The 19,643-nt window shown below is 67.9% G+C and carries 14 protein-coding genes; 6 read left to right on the plus strand and 8 right to left on the minus strand.

Annotated elements, in window-relative coordinates; translation table 11 throughout:
* Positions 1 to 7: 7 nt before the first annotated feature.
* From narH to A6B37_RS06165, 4 genes are all read right to left on the minus strand, one after another.
* Positions 8 to 1,576 (minus strand): nitrate reductase subunit beta, encoded by a 1,569-nt coding sequence (gene narH / locus A6B37_RS06150; RefSeq protein WP_111825222.1) that lies wholly within the window; start codon positions 1,574 to 1,576, stop codon positions 8 to 10.
* Positions 1,573 to 5,316, minus strand: coding sequence for a nitrate reductase subunit alpha (locus A6B37_RS06155; RefSeq protein ID WP_111825223.1), 3,744 nt, complete (start codon positions 5,314 to 5,316; stop codon positions 1,573 to 1,575). Before A6B37_RS06155 ends, narH begins: the two co-directional genes overlap by 4 nt.
* Before the next feature lie 153 nt (positions 5,317 to 5,469).
* Entirely contained in the window at positions 5,470 to 6,855 is a 1,386-nt protein-coding gene (locus tag A6B37_RS06160) for a NarK family nitrate/nitrite MFS transporter (protein WP_102771047.1), read from the minus strand.
* Between the two features lie 27 nt (positions 6,856 to 6,882).
* Positions 6,883 to 8,145, minus strand: a complete 1,263-nt coding sequence (locus tag A6B37_RS06165) for a nitrate/nitrite transporter (RefSeq protein ID WP_209166556.1) — start codon at positions 8,143 to 8,145, stop codon at positions 6,883 to 6,885.
* A 221-nt stretch (positions 8,146 to 8,366) separates the two neighbouring features.
* Between A6B37_RS06165 and A6B37_RS06170 the strand changes: the two genes are divergently transcribed.
* A complete protein-coding gene (locus A6B37_RS06170; protein WP_102771045.1) occupies positions 8,367 to 9,617 on the plus strand; it encodes an NnrS family protein in 1,251 nt (416 codons plus the stop codon).
* Between the two features lie 16 nt (positions 9,618 to 9,633).
* Here the strand turns inward: A6B37_RS06170 and A6B37_RS06175 are convergent, their stop codons facing one another.
* From A6B37_RS06175 to A6B37_RS06190, 4 genes are all read right to left on the minus strand, one after another.
* Entirely contained in the window at positions 9,634 to 10,377 is a 744-nt protein-coding gene (locus tag A6B37_RS06175) for a hypothetical protein (RefSeq protein WP_111825224.1), read from the minus strand.
* 149 nt (positions 10,378 to 10,526) lie between these two features.
* Positions 10,527 to 11,024, minus strand: coding sequence for a YSC84-related protein (locus A6B37_RS06180; RefSeq protein WP_246842386.1), 498 nt, complete (start codon positions 11,022 to 11,024; stop codon positions 10,527 to 10,529).
* Between the two features lie 206 nt (positions 11,025 to 11,230).
* A complete protein-coding gene (locus A6B37_RS06185) occupies positions 11,231 to 13,624 on the minus strand; it encodes a catalase (RefSeq protein WP_111825226.1) in 2,394 nt (797 codons plus the stop codon).
* Positions 13,625 to 13,634: 10 nt separating this feature from the next.
* Entirely contained in the window at positions 13,635 to 14,243 is a 609-nt protein-coding gene (locus A6B37_RS06190; protein ID WP_102771041.1) for a hypothetical protein, read from the minus strand.
* 271 nt (positions 14,244 to 14,514) lie between these two features.
* Here A6B37_RS06190 and A6B37_RS06195 point away from each other — a divergent pair, with 271 nt between their 5' ends.
* The 5 genes from A6B37_RS06195 to A6B37_RS06215 all read left to right on the plus strand — a co-directional run bounded on the left by A6B37_RS06195 (position 14,515) and on the right by A6B37_RS06215 (position 19,593).
* A complete protein-coding gene (locus tag A6B37_RS06195; protein WP_111825227.1) occupies positions 14,515 to 16,125 on the plus strand; it encodes a PepSY-associated TM helix domain-containing protein in 1,611 nt (536 codons plus the stop codon).
* Positions 16,122 to 16,472 carry a DUF3325 domain-containing protein gene (locus A6B37_RS06200; RefSeq protein WP_102771039.1) on the plus strand — a complete coding sequence of 117 codons (351 nt, stop codon included), beginning with the start codon at positions 16,122 to 16,124 and terminating at the stop codon, positions 16,470 to 16,472. The genes A6B37_RS06195 and A6B37_RS06200 overlap by 4 nt, the downstream gene beginning before the upstream one ends.
* Before the next feature lie 130 nt (positions 16,473 to 16,602).
* Positions 16,603 to 18,597, plus strand: coding sequence for a ribonucleoside triphosphate reductase (locus tag A6B37_RS06205; RefSeq protein ID WP_111825228.1), 1,995 nt, complete (start codon positions 16,603 to 16,605; stop codon positions 18,595 to 18,597).
* Positions 18,598 to 18,632: 35 nt separating this feature from the next.
* A complete protein-coding gene (gene nrdD, locus A6B37_RS26290; protein WP_102771037.1) occupies positions 18,633 to 18,815 on the plus strand; it encodes an anaerobic ribonucleoside-triphosphate reductase in 183 nt (60 codons plus the stop codon).
* The gene (locus A6B37_RS06215; RefSeq protein ID WP_111825229.1) at positions 18,781 to 19,593 is read left to right on the plus strand and encodes an anaerobic ribonucleoside-triphosphate reductase activating protein; all 813 of its coding nucleotides are present in this window, start codon (positions 18,781 to 18,783) and stop codon (positions 19,591 to 19,593) included. Before nrdD ends, A6B37_RS06215 begins: the two co-directional genes overlap by 35 nt.
* Positions 19,594 to 19,643: the final 50 nt, after the last annotated feature.

Raw genomic sequence — 19,643 nt, forward strand, 5'->3', positions numbered from 1 at the left:
TCCTTTCCTAGACCGAAGCGGCCTTCTTCTTGCGGGATTTCGGCATCTCGATGAAGATCTCGCTGCCCTGCGGCTTGCGGCCGAACAGGGTGCTGTCCGAAGCGCCGCCCGAGCAGCCGTTGCCGAAGGTGAAGCCGCAGCTGCCCTTCTCGTTGAAGCTGTCCTCGACCATCTCCTTGTGGCTGGACGGAATGACAAAGCGGTCCTCGTAGTCGGCGATGGCCATGATCTTGTACATGTCCTGCACCATTTCCTCGGACAGCCCGACCGGCGCCAGCACGCTGGTGTCGCGCTCGCCATGCACGGTTTCCGAACGCTTGTAGGCGCGCATGGCCAGCATGCGTTCCAGCGCCAGCAGCACCGGGGCCTCCTTGCCCGCGGTCAGCAGGTTGGCCAGGTAGCGCACCGGAATGCGCAGGCTGGAGACGTCCGGGATGATGGCGCTCTTGCCCAGGGTGCGCTGCGGCATCTTGCCCGACTCGGCGGCCGACTGGATCGGCGACAGCGGCGGGATGTACCAGACCATCGGAAGCGTGCGGTATTCCGGGTGCAGCGGGAAGGCGACGCGCCATTGCACCGCCATCTTGTAGACCGGCGAATTGCGCGCGGCCTCCAGCCAGGCTTCCGGGATGCCCTGCTCGCGCGCGGCGGCGATGACCTCGGGCGAGTGCGGGTCCAGGAACAGGTCGAGCTGCGATTCGTACAGGTCCTGCTCGCTGGCCACGGACGCCGCGGCCTCGATGCGGTCGGCGTCGTACAGCAGCACGCCCAGGTAGCGGATGCGGCCCACGCAGGTTTCCGAGCAGACCGTGGGCTGGCCGGCCTCGATGCGCGGATAGCAGAAGGTGCACTTCTCGGCCTTGCCGCTGTTCCAGTTGTAGTAGATCTTCTTGTACGGGCAGCCCGAGATGCACATGCGCCAGCCGCGGCACTTGTCCTGGTCGACCAGCACGATGCCGTCGTCCTCGCGCTTGTAGATCGAGCCGGACGGACAGCTTGCCACGCAGGTCGGGTTCAGGCAGTGCTCGCACAGGCGCGGCAGGTACATCATGAAGGTGTTCTCGAAGGTCGAGTACATCTCTTTCTGCACGCCCTCGAACAGCGCGTCGCGGCTGCGCGCGCTGAACTCGCCGCCCAGGTCGTCTTCCCAGTTCGGGCCCCAGTGGATCTTGTCCATCTTCTGGCCGGTCAGCACCGACACCGGCCGCGCCGTCGGTGGCGTCTGCGACAGCGGCGCGTTCTTCAGGTGCTCGTAGTCGAAGGTGAACGGCTCGTAGTAGTCGTCGATCTGCGGCAGGTCCGGGTTGGCGAACAGGTTGGCCAGGATGCGCACCTTGCTGCCCTGGCGCGGTTCGAGCTTGCCGGCGGCGTTGCGGACCCAGCCGCCCTTCCACTTGGCCTGGTTCTCCCATTCCTTGGGATAGCCGATGCCGGGCTTGGTCTCGACGTTGTTGAACCAGGCGTACTCGACGCCGTCGCGGCTGGTCCAGACGTTCTTGCAGGTGACCGAGCAAGTGTGGCAGCCGATGCACTTGTCCAGGTTCAGCACCATGCCGATTTGGGCGCGTATCCTCATGATTGCTTCTCTTCCTCTTGCGATTCTTCGACGAGCGGGCCTTCCAGCCAGTCCACCTTTTTCATCTTGCGCAGCACCACGAACTCGTCGCGGTTGGCGCCCACCGTCCCGTAGTAATTGAAGCCATAGGCCTGCTGGGCGTAGCCGCCGATCATGTGGGTGGGCTTGAGCACCGTGCGCGTGACCGAGTTGTGGATGCCGCCGCGCTTGCCGCTGGTTTCGGCGCCGGGCACGTTCACGATCTTTTCCTGCGCGTGGTACATCAGGCACATGCCCACCGGCACGCGCTGGCTGACCACCACGCGGGCGGTCAGCGTGCCGTTCACGTTGAACACCTCGACCCAGTCGTTGTCGACCAGCCCGGCCTGCCGGGCCTCGGTTTCCGACACCCAGACGTGGGGGCCGCCGCGGCTGAGCGTGAGCATGCGCAGGTTGTCGGAGTACGTGCTGTGGATGCCCCACTTCTGATGCGGCGTGATCCAGTTCAGCACGAGTTCCTTCTCGCCGTTCGGGTAGCGGCCCAGCATGGGCGCCACCGTCTTGGTGTCGATGGCCGGCTTGTACACGCAGAAGCCTTCGCCGAAGTCCAGCATCCAGCGGTGGTCCTGGTAGAACTGCTGGCGGCCGGTCAGCGTGCGCCACGGAATCAGCTCGTGCACGTTGGTGTAGCCGGCGTTGTAGCTGACTTCCTCGCTTTCCAGGCCCGACCAGGTCGGGGCCGAGATGATCTTGCGCGGTTGCGCCACGATGTCGCGGAAGCGGATCTTGTCGTGTTCGCGGCCCAGCGCCAGGTGGGTATGGTCGCGGCCGGTGATCTTGCCCAGCGCCTCCCAGGCCTTGACCGACACGTGGCCGTTGGTCTCGGGCGCGAAGGTCAGGATCATCTCGGCGGCGTCGATGGCGGTGTCCAGGCGCGGACGGCCCTGGCTCACGCCGGCTTCGGCCACGGCCTCGTTCAGGTTGGCCAGCTCGCGCACTTCGTGCTCGGTGTTCCAGCTGATGCCCTTGCCGCCGTTGCCCAGCTTGTCCAGCAAGGGGCCGACCGAGGTGAACTTGCGGTAGATGTCGTTGTAGTCGCGCTCGACCACCGTCATGGTCGGCGCGGTCTTGCCCGGCACCAGGTCGCACTCGCCCAGCTTCCAGTCCTTGGGCTCGAAGGCCTGGCCGAGTTCTCCCGGCGTGTCGTGCATCAGCGGGGTCAGCACCAGGTCGCGGCGCTTGCCCAGGTAGGGGCCGCCGATCTCGCTGAAGCGCTTGGCCAGCAGCTTGTAGATCTCCCAGTCGGTCTTGCTTTCCCACAACGGCTGCACGGCTTCGCTCAGCGGGTGGATGAACGGGTGCATGTCCGAGGTGTTGAGGTCGTCCTTTTCGTACCAGGTGGCCGTGGGCAGCACGATGTCGCCGTACAGGCAGGTCGTGCTCATGCGGAAGTCCAGCACCGTCAGCAGGTCGAGCTTGCCCTGGGCCGCGTCTTCCTGGTAGGTGACTTCGGACGGCCGGATGGCCTGGGCCTCGTCGCCGAACACCGCGTTCTGCGTGCCCAGCAGGTACTTCAGGAAGTACTCGTGGCCCTTGCCGCTGGAGCCCAGGATGTTGGAGCGCCACACGAACATGTTGCGCGGGAAGTTGGCCGGGTCGTCCGGGTTCTCGCAGGCCATGCGCAGTTCGCCGGATTTGAGCTTTTCGGCGGCGTGGGCAACCGGGTCCTTGCCGGCCGCGTCGGCCTCGGCCACCACGTCCAGCGGATTGGTGCGCAGCTGCGGCGCCGACGGCAGCCAGCCCATGCGCTCGGCGCGGGCGTTCAGGTCGATCATGCTGAGGTCGGCGTACTTGGCGCGGTCGGCGGTGGGGCCGAGCACTTCGGTGACGTCCAGCTTTTCATGGCGCCACTGGCTGGTGTGGGCGTAGAAGAACGAGGTGCCGTTCATCTGGCGCGGCGGGCGCACCCAGTCTGCGGCGAAGGCCAGCGGGGCCCAGCCGAACTGCGGACGCAGCTTTTCCTGGCCCACGTAGTGCGCCCAGCCGCCGCCGCTCTTGCCCACACAGCCGCACATCATCAGCATGTTGATGATGCCGCGGTAGATCATGTCCATGTGGTACCAGTGGTTCAGGCCGGCGCCGACGATGACCATGGACTTGCCCTCGGTGTCGTGCGCGTTCTGGGCGAACTCGCGCGCCACCTGGATCACCTGCGCGCGCGGCACGCCGGTGTGCTTTTCCTGCCAGGCCGGCGTGTAGGGCACGTCGTCGTCATAGCTGCCGGCGACGTTGCCGCCGCCCAGGCCGCGGTCCAGGCCGTAGTTGGCCATCTGCAGGTCGTACACCGTGGCCACCAGGGCCTCGCCGCCGTCGGCCAGGCGGATGCGGCGCGCCGGCACGTTGCGCACCTGCAGATCGCCATGCTCGCCGCCGAAGTAGGCAAAGCCCACGCCGACCACGGCGTCGGACCGGCCCAGCAGCGTCAGCGTGGGCTCGATCTCGCGGCCGCTGCCGCCGTCCCTGGATTCCAGGTTCCAGCGTCCGACCTTCTCGCCGCCGTTGACGGCGCCCTCGCCCCAGCGAAAGCCGATGCTTCCGTTGGGCGCGACCAGGTCGCCGCTCTTGGCGTCCAGAACCAGCGTCTTCCAGTCGGGGTTGTTCTGCTCCCCCAGCGCGCCGTCCAGGTGCGAGGCGCGCAGGAAGTGGTCGGGCACGTAGCAGCCGTCGCGCTCCTTCAACTGCACCAGCATGGGCATGTCGGTGTAGCGGCTCACGTAGTCGCGGAAATAGGCCGAGGCGCCGGACAGGTGGAATTCCTTCAGGATCACATGGCCCATGGCCATGGCCAGCGCCGCGTCGGTGCCCTGCTTGGGGGCCAGCCAGATGTCGCCGAACTTCACCATTTCGCCGTAGTCGCTGGACACGGCCACGGTCTTGGTGCCCTTGTAGCGGACCTCGGTATAGAAGTGGGCGTCGGGCGTGCGGGTCTGGGGCACGTTGGAGCCCCACACCATCAGATAGGTCGAGTTGTACCAGTCAGCCGATTCCGGCACGTCGGTCTGCTCGCCCCAGACCTGCGGGCTGGCCGGCGGCAGGTCGCAGTACCAGTCGTAGAAGCTCAGGCAGGCGCCGCCCAGCAGGCTCAGGTAGCGCGCGCCGGCGGCGTAGCTGACCATGGACATGGCCGGGATCGGCGAAAAGCCGATCAGGCGGTCGGGGCCGAACTTCTTGATCGTGTACGCATTGGCCGCGGCGATGATCTCGGTGGCGGTGTCCCAGTCGGCGCGCACGAAGCCGCCCAGGCCGCGCACGGCCTTGTAGCGCTTGGCGCGCGCCGGGTCCTGGCTGATCCATTCCCAGGCGGCGATGGGGTCCATGGTCTTGCGGGCCTCGCGCCACATTTCCATCAGGCGTCCGCGGATCATCGGATACTTCACGCGCTGGGCCGAATACACGTACCAGCTGTAGGAAGCCCCTCGCGGACAGCCGCGCGGTTCATGGTTGGGCAGGTCCGGCCGCGTGCGCGGGTAGTCGGTCTGCTGGGTCTCCCAGGTGATCAGGCCGTTCTTGACGTACACCTTCCACGAGCACGAACCCGTGCAGTTCACGCCGTGGGTCGAGCGCACCACCTTGTCGTGCTGCCAGCGGGCGCGGTAGGCGTTCTCCCAGCTGCGGTCTTCGTTGACCGTCTCGCCGTGTCCGTTCGCGAAGGTGGACTTCACCCTGGACATGAACTTCAAGCGGTCCAGAAAATGGCTCATTCTCTATTCTCCAAGAGCGCCGGCCCGGCCGGCGCGTAATGCGATCGATGCGGTTGCAATCACTTTAGGCCTGGCCTGTCTGCGGGACCATTGCCCGGTGGCATAGGCCGGGCGCGGCAGAATGACTAGTCACCCCGGCCAAGCGCCCGCCGGTCAGCACGGCACCGGCGCGCCGCGGCGGCCGTAGTACCACCACGTGATCGCCATGCAAGTGGCGTAGAAGGCAATGAAGCAATACAGCGCGGCCTGCACGCTGCCGGTCATCTCCAGCGAGGTGCCGAAGCTGCGCGGGATGAAGAAGCCGCCGTACGCGCCGATGGCGCCCGAGAAGCCCAGCACCGCGGCCGATTCCTTGGCGGCGTCGGCCAGCGCCTGCTTCTGCGCGGCCGCGTCCTTGCCCTTGGCGGCCTGGATGCGCTCGCGCAGGAAAATCGCGGGGATCATGCGGAACGTGGAACCGTTGCCCACGCCGGTCAGCGCGAACAGCACGATGAACATGGCCAGGAAGCCGTTGAAGTCGCCCGCGCCCGAGGCGCCCGGCAGGTAGGCCACCACGCCCAGCACCGCCGCGATCATGGCGGCGAAAGTGAACAGCGTCACGCGCGCGCCGCCCAGCTTGTCCGAGACCCAGCCGCCGACCGGACGGGTCAGCGAGCCGACCAGCGGGCCCAGGAAGGCGTAGGCCGTGGGATCGACCTGCGGGAACAGGGTCTTGGTCAGCATGGCGAAGCCCGCCGAAAAACCGATGAAGGAGCCGAACGTCCCCACGTACAGCCAGCACATCAGCCAGTTGTGCTTGCGCTTGAAAATGACGGCCTGGTCCGCGAAGGAAGCGCGCGCGTCGGCGATGTCGTTCATGCCGAACCAGGCGGCGATGGAGGCCAGCGCGATGGGAATCACCCAGATGAAGCCGGCGTTCTGCAGCCACAGGCTGTGCTGCGCGCCGTCGCGGGTCACCGTCTGGGGATCGCCGCCCAGCACGCCGAACACGCTGGCGGAGATCACCAGCGGCACCACGAACTGCACCACCGACACGCCCAGGTTGCCGATGCCGGCGTTCAGCCCCGTCGCCAGGCCCTTCTTTTCCTTGGGGAAGAAGAAGCTGATGTTGGCCATGCTGGAGCTGAAATTGCCGCCGCCCAGGCCGCACAGCAGCGCCAGGATCAGCAGGGTCGGATAGGTCGTGGTGGGATCGCGCAGCGCGAAGCCCATGCCCAGCGCCGGGATCAGCAGCGAGGCGGTGGAAATGGCGGTCCACTTGCGCCCGCCGAAGACCGGCACCAGAAACGAATAGAAGATGCGCAGCGTGGCGCCCGACAGCGCCGGCAGCGCCGTCAGCCAGAACATCTGGTTCTTCGACAGCATGAAGCCGGCGCGGTCCAGGTTGACCACGACCACGCTCCACAGCATCCAGATGCAGAACGCCAGCATCAGGGCGGGAATGGAGATCCAGAGATTGCGGTTGGCGACGCGCGAACCCGTCTGTTTCCAGAAGCCGGGATTATCCGGCTCCCAGCGCGCCAGGACTTGAGTGGACATGATAGGTGCTCCCAGATTGAGGTTGGATCAGGTGGCGTGTTGCCGGGCCAGCGCCGCGCTTTCCGGCCGGAAACTGAAATGCATGAAGATGAGAGAGACGCAGACCGTGCCGTACAGCAGCATGAAGGCGCTGGAGCGCACGCCCGTGTAGTCGAGCAGGATGCCGAACAGGATGGGCAGCACGAATCCGCCGAGGCCGCCGGCCAGGCCGACGATGCCCGAAACCGCGCCGATGTTCTCGCCGAACTCGTCCGAAATGAACTTGAACACCGAGGCCTTGCCGATCGCCATGGCGATGCCGACCACGAACAGCAGAATGGTGAATACGACCGGTCCGAGCGCGATATCGAAACTGCGCGCGCCCGCGGTGGTCAGCACCGTAAAGTGCGTTTGCGGATAGCTGAGGATGAAGAAGGCGACCCAGCACACCCACATGACCCACCAGGTGGTCTTGTAGGCGCCGTAGCGGTCCGAGATCCAGCCGCCCACCGCGCGCAGCACGCCGCCGGGCAGCGAAAAGCAGGCCGCCAGCAGCGCCGCCAGCTTGATGTCGAAGCCGTACTCGCCGATGTAGTACTTGGTCATCCACAGCGCCAGCGCCACGTAGCCGCCGAACACCACCGAGTAATACTGGCAATAGCGCCAGACGCGCGGGTCCTTGAGCATGGCGAACTGCGCCGACAGGCTGGCCCCGCCGGTCACCCGGTGCGACGGGTCCGAGGCCGAGAACAGCCAGAACAGCACCGCCGTCACCAGCAGCGCGATCGCATAGACCTGCGGCACGATGATCCACGAACCGGCGGTGGCCGCGATCAGCGCGGGCGCCACGAACTTGGTGATGGCCGAGCCGGAGTTGCCGGCGCCGAACACGCCCATCGCCAGGCCCTGCTTGTTGCGCGGAAACCAGCGCGCCACGTAGGGCGTGCCCACCGAGAACGAGCCGCCGGTCAGGCCCACGAACAGCGCCAGCACCAGGAACTGCCAGTACTGCGTCGCGTAGGACAGCAGCCAGATCGGCACCACGGCCACCAGCATCAGGACGAAGAACACCGGCCTGCCGCCGTAGCGGTCGGTCCAGATGCCCAGCGGCACCCGCACCAGCGAACCGGTCAGCACCGGCATGGCGGCCAGCAGGCCGAATTCGGTTTCGGACAGGCCGAGCTGCGTCTTGATGGGTATGCCCAGTACGGCGAAGATCATCCACACCGCGAAGCAGATGGTGAAGGCGAACGTGCTGGATATCAGGACCCGCATCGGCGCGCCGGCCGAGGAATGACTGGTTGCTGCCATGGTTATTCTCGCTTTGGTCACGAAGAAATCTGACTTGCCCCAAGCCTAAGGACGGCGCGCCTTGCGCACCATTCGCCAGCCGACCAGAAGCGGCCTGTCGATGTGACTAGTTACCCCGCCGTTGCGGCCGGGCTTGCGTTGGATCAATTCGCCAAGCTGGCGATGCGCGGTGCGGCGTATTAATATGCATTTGAAATACACCTTTAAAAACGCAGGCCCCCATGAGCACGCTGCTGACCATCGACGAACCCGACCAGGACTCGCGCCGCGCGCGCCCGCAATGGCGCGCCTTCACCGAAATGGGTTTCCGCCCGCTGTATCTGGCGGGCTGCTTCTGGGCGCTGGCCTCGGTGCTGCTGTGGGTGCATGCCCCGTCCCTGCTCAACGGCGTGCTGGGCGGCATGCCCTGGCATGCGCACGAAATGCTGTGGGGCTTCGTCGCCACCATCGCCGTGGGCTTTCTGCTGACCGCCGGCGGCAACTGGACCGGCAGGAATCCGCTGCGCGGCAATGCCCTGGCGGCGCTGTGCGTGCTATGGATCGTGGCGCGCGCGGGCTACCTGGCGCCGGGCCGGCCCGCGTTTCTCATCGCCGCGCTGGCCGATCTGCTGTTCTTCCTGTGGGGCGCGGCCGCGCTGGGACGCGCCGTGGCCATCACGCGCAACCGGCGCAACTACGGCATACCGCTGCTGCTGGTGGCGCTGGCCCTGACCAACGCGCTGTACCTGTGGGCCACGGTCCAGGGCGACTACTTCGCGCTGATGCGCTACTTCAACGCCGGCCTGCTCTGCATGGCCGTGCTGACCCTGCTGATCGCGCGCCGCATCCTGCCCTTTTTCGCCAAGCGCGCCGTGGCCGGCCTGGACATTCCACCGCATACCCGCAGCGGCCACTGGCAGCTGGGCACGGGCGTGGTCGCCATCGCCTGCCTGCTGGCCGGACGTCCGCAGATCGCGGCCGTGGCGCTGGCCGCGACCGGGCTGATCGCGCTGGTGCAATGGATCTCCTGGAAGCCCTGGGCCGCGCGCCGCGTGCCGCTGCTGTGGATTCTGTACGCGGGCTATTTCGGACTGGGCGTGGGCCTGCTGGTCGGCGCGGCGCAACTGGCCGGCTTCGTGCTGCGCACCGCCTGGCCCGCGCACGTGGTCGGCGTGGCCGGGTTTTCGGTGCTGATCATCGGCATGGCCACGCGCACCGCGCTGGGCCACCTGGGCCGGCCGCTGCGCGCCGACCGCAGCATGGTCGCCAGTTACGTGCTGGTGATACTGGCCGCGCTGCTGCGCCTGGCCGCCCTGCTGCCCACCGCGGCCGCGCTGGGCCTGCTGCACGCCTCGGCCACGGCGTGGGCGCTGGGCTTCGCGCTATACCTGTGGCGCTTCTTCCCCATGATGATCCGGCCGCGCGCCGACGCCGGCAAAACCGCCGCGCCGGTCATGCGCGTCGCGCCGGCTCCCGGACGCCCGGCCGCCTGAATCGCGCGCAATGCATTCAGCGGCGCGCTTCGCGACGCCGCTGCGCCGCCATCTGCTGTTTCATGGCATCGAGCCAGGCCTTGACCTGCTGCATGTCCACGAACTGCGCCAGTTCGAACTCCAGCTCGCCGATATATTCGCGCACGTCGGCGATCTCGGCTTCCAGGTCCTCCATCAGATCGGCCGGATCTATCGACTGTTCCGGGTCGAAGCGGTAGCGCGCCTTGAACGCGCGTTCGGCGCCGGCCACCGCCGCCCGCACCTCGGCCAGCCGCGCCTCCAGCGCCCCGGCCTCTTCCGGCAAGGCCGGCGCATCCGCCGGCGGTAAGGCGGCGGGCGGCTCCTCGGCCAGCGCGTCTGCGGCGCCGCGCTCATCGGCATAGTCCGCGTCGAAATCGCTGCCCGCGTGCTTGCGGTACACGGCCTTCAGCTTCGCGAGGTCGCATTCCCCGGGCGTGCCGTCCAGCTCCAGGGAACACAGGGTTTCGTCGGCAAGCTGCGCCGCGATTTCGGAGGCCAGCTGGCGCTGCCCCTTGCTCAGTTCCTTCTGCTTGCAGGCGTGGTCGAAACACAGGACCAGTCTGGCCTTCAGTTCGACTTCCATGGTTTCCAGCGGCGCCAGCTCGTCGGCGTACCGCTGCGCATAGTCCTGCGCGACCTGCCCCCACCGGGACAGCCGGGCCTGCGCCTCTTGCAAATCGTGCCTAAGGGCTTCGAACGTCTGGCGCGGCTGCGGCGCGGCGGGCGGATTTTGTTGCATGGCGGGAGCCTTTCATCAGCGTGGCGCGGCGACGGGCCGCGCATCGACAGGCGCATTTTAAGCGCGGCCGCGCCGACCCAGGCGCCTACGCTCTTGCTGACCAATCCGCGCGATGACAGCGCGGCCCGGCATCGCCGGGCCGCCAACGCTCAATTGAGGTTCAACGAGGTGATCTTGGACCCTTGCAACCCCACCCCGGCCATCAACCCCTGTCCGCCGAAGGGCACGGCGTACACGTCCTGGGTCAGGGTGGTGGTGGTGATGCTGGCCGCGTAGCTTTCGTCCACCATGACCAGCGTGGGTCCGGAACCCAGCGACCAGCCGTCGCTCTGGTCCAGGAACTTCAGCGCCGCCTCGTTCATGAAGAAGAGCGCGTAGCCGAACTTCTGCGCGCCGGCCTGCAGGCCGAAGGACACCGCGGTGATGTTGTAGTAGGCCTGGACCTTGCCGCCGCGGATCAGGGCGCCGTCGCCGCTCTCGGCGCCGACCAGCAGTCCGCCCTTGAGAATGCTGGGAAACACCAGCACGGCGACCGCCTTCTCGCCCAGCACCCGGGTCTTGGGCTCCTGCTGGTACAGCCGTTCCAGCGCCGCCCGCGCATCGCGGCTGATGTCGGCGGCCGACTCGGCGCGGGCCTGGGTCGCCATACAGAAACCGGCCACCCATAAAAAAAGGCTGGCCCACAGCCAACCGTGAAACTTGACAGGCAAAACGGATACGCGACGCATACAGCCTCCTGGAATGAAGACGGCAAGCGCCACGCGCGCTCGCCCCGACTTGCCCGAGCAAGTATTGGCAGGCGCGCGTACGTTGTCAAGCTCCGCCGATGGACGAGGGCCTGGACGCGACAGGACTAGACGGCGGGCGGATCGGTCTCCCGTTCGGGATGGCGATGACGGGCCAGCGCCTCCAGAAACAGCGGCGCGCTGTTGCCCGGCTCGCCGTCGACCAGCAGCAGGCCGGCGTCGGCTTCGTCCGGCTCGATGCCCGCCGCAACGAATAGCTGCTTGCCTTCGGCCAGCCCCATCAGCGTCTTGCCGTGGCGATAGGCGTCGCGCAGGAATTCCAGCGCCCGTCCGTCGGCGTGCAGACGCTCCGCCGCCGCCGCGCCGCCGGGCGCGATGGCGCCGTCGAACAGCACCGAGGGCTGGTTGTCGAGCGATGCGTCGGCGTCCAGCACTTCGCCCTCGCCCGATAGCGGCCCGATGCGCTGGCCGACCAGCCGCACCACCACGCCGGCGGCGATCAGCGCGTCGGCCAAGGCGCGCACGGCGCGGGCGTCCACGCCTTCGGCCACCAGGATCGCGACCTTGCGCGTGGCCGCGCCGCCGTCGCCGGGCCGCGCGGTCAGCGACAGCGCGGGCGAGACCTCGACCTCGGGCGCCGGCGGTTCGCAGGCGCGCGGCAGCGGATCGGGCAAGGCCATGCCCAGGCGCTGCGCCACCGAGCCGGCCAGCTCGTCGGACACGTTGCGCAGGGACGCCACCATGCGCCGGCGCACGGCCGGCACCGTGACCTTGCTCAGTTCGAACGCGAACGCGCTGGCGATGTGGCGGCGCTCCCATTCGGTCTGGCTCAGGTAGAAGAGCGTGGCCTGGTTGTAGTGCTCGGCGAATTTCTCGGGATGGCCGCGCAGCTCGTCGCCCGCCACCGGCTCGGGAAAGGACACGAAACCGTCCATGCCGGCCTGGAACGGACAGCCGCCGCCCAGCGAATTGGGCTCGTAGGCCGCCCGCCCCCGGTGGATGGCCTGGCGGTGCATGCCGTCGCGCTGGTTGTTCTGCACCGGCGCCAGCGGCGCGTTGATCGGGATCTCGTGGAAATTGGGGCCGCCCAGCCGAGAAATCTGCGTGTCCACGTAGGAATGGATGCGTCCGGCCAGCAAGGGATCGTTGGTGAAGTCCAGGCCCGGCACCACGTGCGCCGCGCAGAAAGCCACCTGCTCGGTTTCGGCGAAGAAGTTGTCGGGGTTGCGGTCCAGCACCAGCCGGCCCACCGGCACCACCGGCACCAGTTCCTCGGGCACGATCTTGGTGGCGTCCAGCACGTCGAAGCTGAAGCGTTCGGCCTCTTCCTCGGTAAAGACCTGCACGCCCAGCTCCCATTGCGGGGGGTTGCCGGAATCGATGGCCTCCCACAAGTCGCGCCGGTGGAAATCGGGATCGGCGCCGGCCGTCTTGACGGCCTCGTCCCAGACCTGCGAATGCGTGCCCAGCAAGGGGTTCCAGTGGAACTTGACCAGCCGCGACTCGCCGTCGGCGTTGACGAAGCGGAAGGTGTGCACGCCAAAGCCCTGCATCATGCGAAAGCTGCGCGGGATCGCGCGGTCCGACATCAGCCACATCAGCATGTGGGTGGATTCCGGCATCAGCGACACGAAGTCCCAGAACGTGTCGTGCGCCGAAGCGGCCTGCGGCATGGCGTGGTGCGGTTCGGGCTTGACCGCGTGCACCAGGTCCGGGAATTTCATCGCGTCCTGGATGAAGAACACCGGCATGTTGTTGCCCACCAGGTCCCAGTTGCCTTCGTCGGTGTAGAACTTGACCGCGAAGCCGCGCACATCGCGCGCGGTGTCCTTGGAGCCGCGCTCGCCGGCCACGGTCGAGAAGCGCACGAATACCGGCGTGCGCTTGCCGACCTCGGCGAACGGCGCGGCCGCGGTCAGGTCGGTCAGGGCCCGCTCGCAGACGAAGTAGCCGTGCGCCGCCGAGCCGCGCGCGTGCACGATGCGCTCGGGGATGCGCTCATGGTCGAAGTGCGTGATCTTCTCGCGCAGGACGAAATCCTTGAGCAGCGCCGGCCCGCGCAGCCCCGCCTTGAGCGAATGCTGGTTGTCGCTGATGCGCACGCCCTGGTTGGTGGTCAGCGGCTGGCCCGTGGGGTCGGCGCGCACGCGCGCCAGCCGGCCGTCGGCGGCGTTGACGCCGGGCGCGGCCGGCCCGCCGGTCTTGGGCGAGTCCGCGCTTTCGGACAGGGAGCTGGCGCCCGCGGCCGGGTCCGCCGGAGACACGCTGGCGCCCGTATACGGACAGCGCGCGCCTTCCTCGCCATACTCGGCGGCCTTGCCGGCGTTGTGGTCCAGCGCGGATGCGGCGGCGTCCACGGCCGCGGCCCGCCTGGCGGCCGGACTGCGCGCCCGGCCGCGCGCGCCGCCCTCGGGCGCGGCGCCGGGGCCGCTGTCGGTGTTCTGGTAGGCGCTATCGACGGCCGGCGCGGCGCCCGCCTTGGCTGGTTTCTTCCCTGGCATGGCGGCTCTCCTAAAGCATCTTGGCGCGGGACTGCTCGGCGCGGGATGCGCCGATCGCGGACTCCACCTGCTTGACCTCTTCGGGCGGCGGCAGCACGGCGGGATAGCCCAGGGCCTCGATCCACAGCTCCCGCGACCAGCCCTTGGTGTGATAGAGATGGTGTTCCTCGTCGGTGACCACCGCGTCATAGGCCTGTTTGAGCACCTTGCCCTCGGTGCCGCCGTGCTGCTCGGCGATCACGCCGATCAGCGTCCAGTTGGCGTGGTCCTTGGTCTCGGCCAGCACCACGCATTCGGTCGCGACCAGCTGCGCGGCGTCGGCGTCGCCAGCGGCGATCGCCATCTTCATGGCCTTCACCAGCGACTCGCCGATATGGCGCACGACCTCGCGGCCCGGCGACTCGCGCTCGGGGTCCAGCCCCAGCTGCTCGAACACGGTCAGCAGCACGCGGCGATGGGTGCGCGTTTCTTCCAGATAGTCCTGCCATTCCTGCTTCAGGTCTTCATTGACGGCGCAGGTCACGGCGGTCTCGTAGATTTTCAATCCCCCGATCTCGGTTTCCAGGGCCTGATACAGCAGTTCCTCGATCTGCGCGGCATTTCCGGCTTTGCGTTTCATTGGACGCTCCTCTGTCTGTGTAGTGTCGCGCCACCGCCGCCGCGTACCGGCGGCCTGGCGACCTGCGCGACCCCAGCAACCGGCGTTCCCGCGCCGCCCCGCACGCCGCGCCTGCGCGCACCGGGTGCAGAAAATACAAAGCCCCGGACCGGACAACACTGGCCCCATTTAGTTTAGAATCGGAATTATTCTCAATAAAAATCAGACCGCCTCGGTTCGCGGCGGCGTCACAAGAAAGAGGCTCACCCTGAAATCCGGTTTCCGCCTGTCCATGGCCTGGCTCCATACGTGGGTCGGCCTGTGGTTCTCCTGGCTGCTGTTCGCCGTCTTCCTGACGGGTTCGCTGGCCGTGTTCTCCGAACCCATCACCCATTGGATGACGCCCGAACACCAGGCTGCCGAAGCCTCGGCCGCCGAGCGGCAAGGCGCGCCGGTGGACCGCGCCCACCGCTTCGGGCTGGCGGTGGACTACATGGCCCGCAACCATGCCGGCGCGGGCATGTGGGAAATCTGGCCGGTCAACCGCCACCACGACAACGGGCTGACGGTGTACTGGTTCGACAAGAACGGCCTTTACGCCGACGCCGAGCTCGACCCCGTCACCGGCGCCGAACTGGACGAGCACCACGACGAGGCCGAAAGCCGTGCCACGCCGGGCGGCCAGCACTTCGTGGACTTCCACTACACCCTGCACGACGCCGGACTGGGGCTGTGGATCGTGGCCTTCGCCACCATGGCGATGCTGGTGGCGCTGATTTCCGGCGTGGTCACGCACAAACGCATCTTCAAGGATTTCTTCACCTTCCGCGCCAACAAGGGCCAGCGCTCGTGGCTGGACGCGCACAATACGAGCGCGGTGCTGACCCTGCCCTTTCTGTTCATGATCGCCTACACCGGCGTGGTGATTTCCGGCGCCACGCTCATGCCCGCCCCCGTTTCCGCCACCTACGGCGAGGGCCCGCAGGCGCTGCGCGCCTATCTGGCCGAACTGGAAGGCGAGCCGATGCTCGCGCGCAGCGGCGCCGCCCAGGCCGTGCCGGCGCTGGAGCCCATCGTCGCCCGGGCCGAAAGCCTGATCGGCCAGACCGCCCGCGCCATCGTCATCCGCAACCCCGAAGACAGCTCCATGCGCATCGGCGTGTACGGCTGGAACGAGGCGGCCGACACCTTGCGCAACATCAGCGCCACCACCGGCATGGCGGAGTTCACGGGCGACGGCGAACTGCTGCGCGTGCGCCCGGCCGGCGAAGTGCTGGGCGGCGCCGCGCCGCGCACGCGCCAGGTCTTGAGCGACCTGCACATGGCCAGGTTCGGCGGCGTGGCCATGCAATGGCTGTATTTCATCTGCGGCATGGCCGGCGCGGCCCTGATGGGCACCGGCGCCATCCTCTTCATGGTCAAGCGCCGCGCCCGGCACGGCGGCGAATTCGGCGCCGCCACCGCGCGCGTCTACCGCCTGATCGAAGGACTGAACGTGGCCGCGATGGCCGGGCTGGCCATCGCCTGCGTCGGCTATTTCTGGGCCAATCGCCTGCTGCCGGTGACGCTGCAGGACCGGGCCGCGTGGGAGCTGCGCGTCTTCTTCCTGATCTGGGCGCTGACGCTGCCGCATGCCTGGCTGTGCGCCCCGCGCCGCGCCTGGATCATGCAGCTGGGCCTGCTGTCGGCGCTGTGCCTGCTGCTGCCGCTGATGTCGTACGCCGCCGTGGGCGACCACCTGTACGCGCAGATCGCGCGCGGCGACTGGGAAAGCGCCGGCGTCGAACTGAGCGCCCTGGCTTTCGGCGTACTATCGGGCTGGGCGGCCCTGCGGTTATGGCGCCGGCCCGCTACGGCGCCCTCGCAGCGCATCCCCCGCGCAAACGAAGAGGCAGCGGCATGAATTCCAACGACCTGTACGCCATCGGCATGGCCCTGCTGCTGACCTACTCCGGCATGGCCTGCCTGAGCCTGGCCATGCCGCGCCATTACGACCAGGTCTGGGGCCGCGACCCGTCGGCCGGACACAGCCGCGTGCTGCGCGGCGCCGGCCTGCTGCTGCTGGCCCTGGCCCTCCTGCCCTGCGTCAGCCTGTGGGGCAATACGGTGGGCGTGGTGGCCTGGCTGGGCTGGCTGTCGGCCGGCGCCCTGCTGTGGGTCGGCATGCTGTCGTGGGCCCCGCGCCCGGCGGCGCGCACCGCGGCGCTGGCCCTGGCGATCGCGCTGGCCGGGGTCGGAATCGGCTTTTGACGGTCCGCGCAAGGCGCGAAAAACGCGTTTGATGCGCATCAAGCAGGGCTGAAATCCCGCGTCTCGCGTACGTCGACGACACCATATGTGGTGATAGAGTTTCACCACCCTACTACATATGGTGTCAGTCATGCATATCCAGCACATACTCAAGCGCGACGGCCGGGTCGTGGCGTTCGACCGCGACAAGATCGCCCACGCCATCGCCGCGGCCGGCCAGAGCACCGGGGAACTGGACCTCGCGGGCGCGCAGGCGCTGACCGACGCCGTCATCGACGCGCTGGCCGACCAGCCCTGCCCCGGCGTCGAAACCATCCAGAACCGCGTCGAGGAAGTCCTGGTCCAGGCCGGCCGCTGGCGCACGGCGCGCGCCTACATCGTCTACCGCGAGCAGCACGCCCGCCTGCGCTCGCTGCGCCACACCCTGGTGGACGTGGAAAGCGCCATGGAGGAATACCTGGAGCAGCGCGACTGGCGCGTCAACGCCAACGCCAACCAGGGCTACAGCCTGGGCGGCCTGATTCTGAACGTCGCGGGCAAGGTCACCGCCAACTACTGGCTGTCCAATGTCTTCGCGCCGGAGGCCGGACGCGCCCACCGCGAAGGCGACATCCACATCCACGACCTGGACATGCTGAGCGGCTATTGCGCCGGCTGGTCGCTGCGCCAGCTGCTGACCGAAGGCTTCAATGGCATCCCCGGCAAGGTCGAGGCCACGCCGCCGCGCCACATGTCGGCCGCCATCGGCCAGATCGTCAACTTCCTGGGCACGCTGCAGAACGAATGGGCCGGCGCGCAGGCCTTCAGCTCGTTCGACACCTACATGGCGCCTTTCATCCGCCGCGACGCCATGACCTACGCGCAGGTCAAGCAGGCCATGCAGGAGCTGATCTACAACCTCAACGTGCCCAGCCGCTGGGGCACGCAGACGCCGTTCACCAACCTGACCTTCGACTGGACCTGCCCGGCCGACCTGCGCGAACAGATTCCGTACGTGGGCGGCGAGGAAATGCCGTTCGCCTACGGCGACCTGCAGGCCGAGATGGACATGATCAACCGCGCCTACATCGAAGTCATGATGGCCGGCGACGCCAAGGGCCGCGTCTTCACCTTCCCCATCCCCACCTACAACATCACGCCGGACTTCGACTGGGACCATCCCAACACCGAACGCCTGTTCGAAATGACGGCGCGCTACGGCCTGCCTTATTTCCAGAACTTCCTCAATTCCGACCTGGAGCCGCACATGGTGCGCTCCATGTGCTGCCGCCTGCAGCTGGACCTGCGCGAACTGCTCAAGCGCGGCAACGGCCTGTTCGGCTCGGCCGAGCAGACCGGCTCGGTGGGCGTGGTCACGGTCAACTGCGCGCGCCTGGGCTATACCTGCCGCGGCGACGAGGGCAAGCTGATGGCGCGCCTGGACCACCTGCTGGAACTGGGGCGCGACGTGCTCGAAACCAAGCGCAAGGTGGTGCAGCGCTACATCGACCAGGGCCTGTATCCCTACACCCGCCGCTACCTGGGCACGCTGCGCAACCACTTCAGCACGCTGGGCGTGAACGGCATCAACGAGATGATCCGCAACTTCACCGGCGATATGGACGACATCACCACCGGGCCGGGCCACGCCATGGCGGTCCGGCTGCTGGACCGCGTGCGCGCCCGCATGACCGAGTTCCAGGAACAGACCGGCCACCTGTACAACCTGGAGGCCACGCCGGCCGAAGGCACCACCTACCGTTTCGCGCGCGAGGACCGCAAGCGCTATCCCGACATCCTGCAGGCCGGCAGCGACGCGCAGCCCTACTACACCAATTCCAGCCAGCTGCCGGTGGGGCATACGGACGACCCCTTCCACGCGCTGGAGCTTCAGGAAGCGCTGCAGGGCAAGTACACCGGCGGCACCGTGCTGCACCTGTACATGAACGAGGCCGTGTCCTCGGCCGGCGCCTGCAAGGAGCTGGTGCGCCGCGCGCTGTCGAATTTCCGCCTGCCCTACATCACCGTCACGCCGACCTTCTCGATCTGCCCCAACCACGGCTATCTGGCGGGACGCCACGAGTTCTGCCCCAAATGCGATGCCGAGCTGCTCGCCCGGCAATCGTCATGCTGCACCCCGGCCTAGCCGGATATCCCCCTGGCCTCTACCAAGGAACCCCTATGCAAACCCTGACCACCCCCGACATCGCCCCCGCCACCGCCCCCATGCTGGACGACAGCCAGCGCGTGCGCTGCGAGATCTGGACCCGCGTGATGGGCTACCACCGTCCCGTTTCGTCCTTCAACACCGGCAAACAAGGCGAATTCAATGAACGCCGCTTCTTCGTCGAACGCCGCGCCTGAGGGCGCGCGTCCTGCCCCGGCCTGCGGGTCGGGGTCCGCGCCCGCCGCGCGCAGGATGGCCGTCAGGCCGGCCTACGCCGCCTTGCCGCAGCCGGTGCTGCAGCCCTTGCCGCGCCACGCCCATTCGGTGGGCGGGCTGGTGCCTTTTTCCACCGTGGACTGGCCCGGCAAGCTGGCCGCCGTGGTCTTCATCGCCGGCTGCCCCTGGCGCTGCCATTACTGCCACAACACCGAATTGCAGACGCGCACCGCGCGCTACGACTGGCATGACATCCGCGCTTTCCTCGAAACCCGCAAGGGGCTGCTGGACGCCGTCGTGTTCTCCGGCGGCGAACCCCTGAGCGAGCCGCGCCTGGCCCAGATGATCCGCGACGTGCGGCGCATGGGCTACCAGGTCGGCATGCACACCGCCGGCATCTATCCGCTGCGCCTGGCCGACGTGCTGCAGCACCTGGACTGGGTCGGCCTGGACATCAAGGCCGACGCCGCCGGCTACGACGACATCACCGGCCGCCGCGATTCCGAGCGTCCCGCCATGTCGTGCCTGGCCCAGCTGCTGTCGGCGCGGCGCGATTTCGAATGCCGCGTCACCTGGCATCCCGACTGGTTCGACGAGACCCGGCTGCTGGACGTGGCCCGGGAACTGTCCCGCCGCGGCGTGCGGCGCTTCGCCGTGCAGGGCGCGCGCAGCACGCCGGACTCGCCGGCCGCGCGCCACCTGAGCGCGCAGGCCGAAAGCCGGATGCGGGAATGGTTCGAAACGTTCGAGTATCGCTGAAGGGGTGGCGTTGCGTGGAACCATGGCGCGGGCACGTGGCTGCGGGTCGA

Source organism: Achromobacter sp. HZ01, assembly GCF_003267925.1.
GTDB lineage: Bacteria > Pseudomonadota > Gammaproteobacteria > Burkholderiales > Burkholderiaceae_B > Achromobacter > Achromobacter pulmonis_A.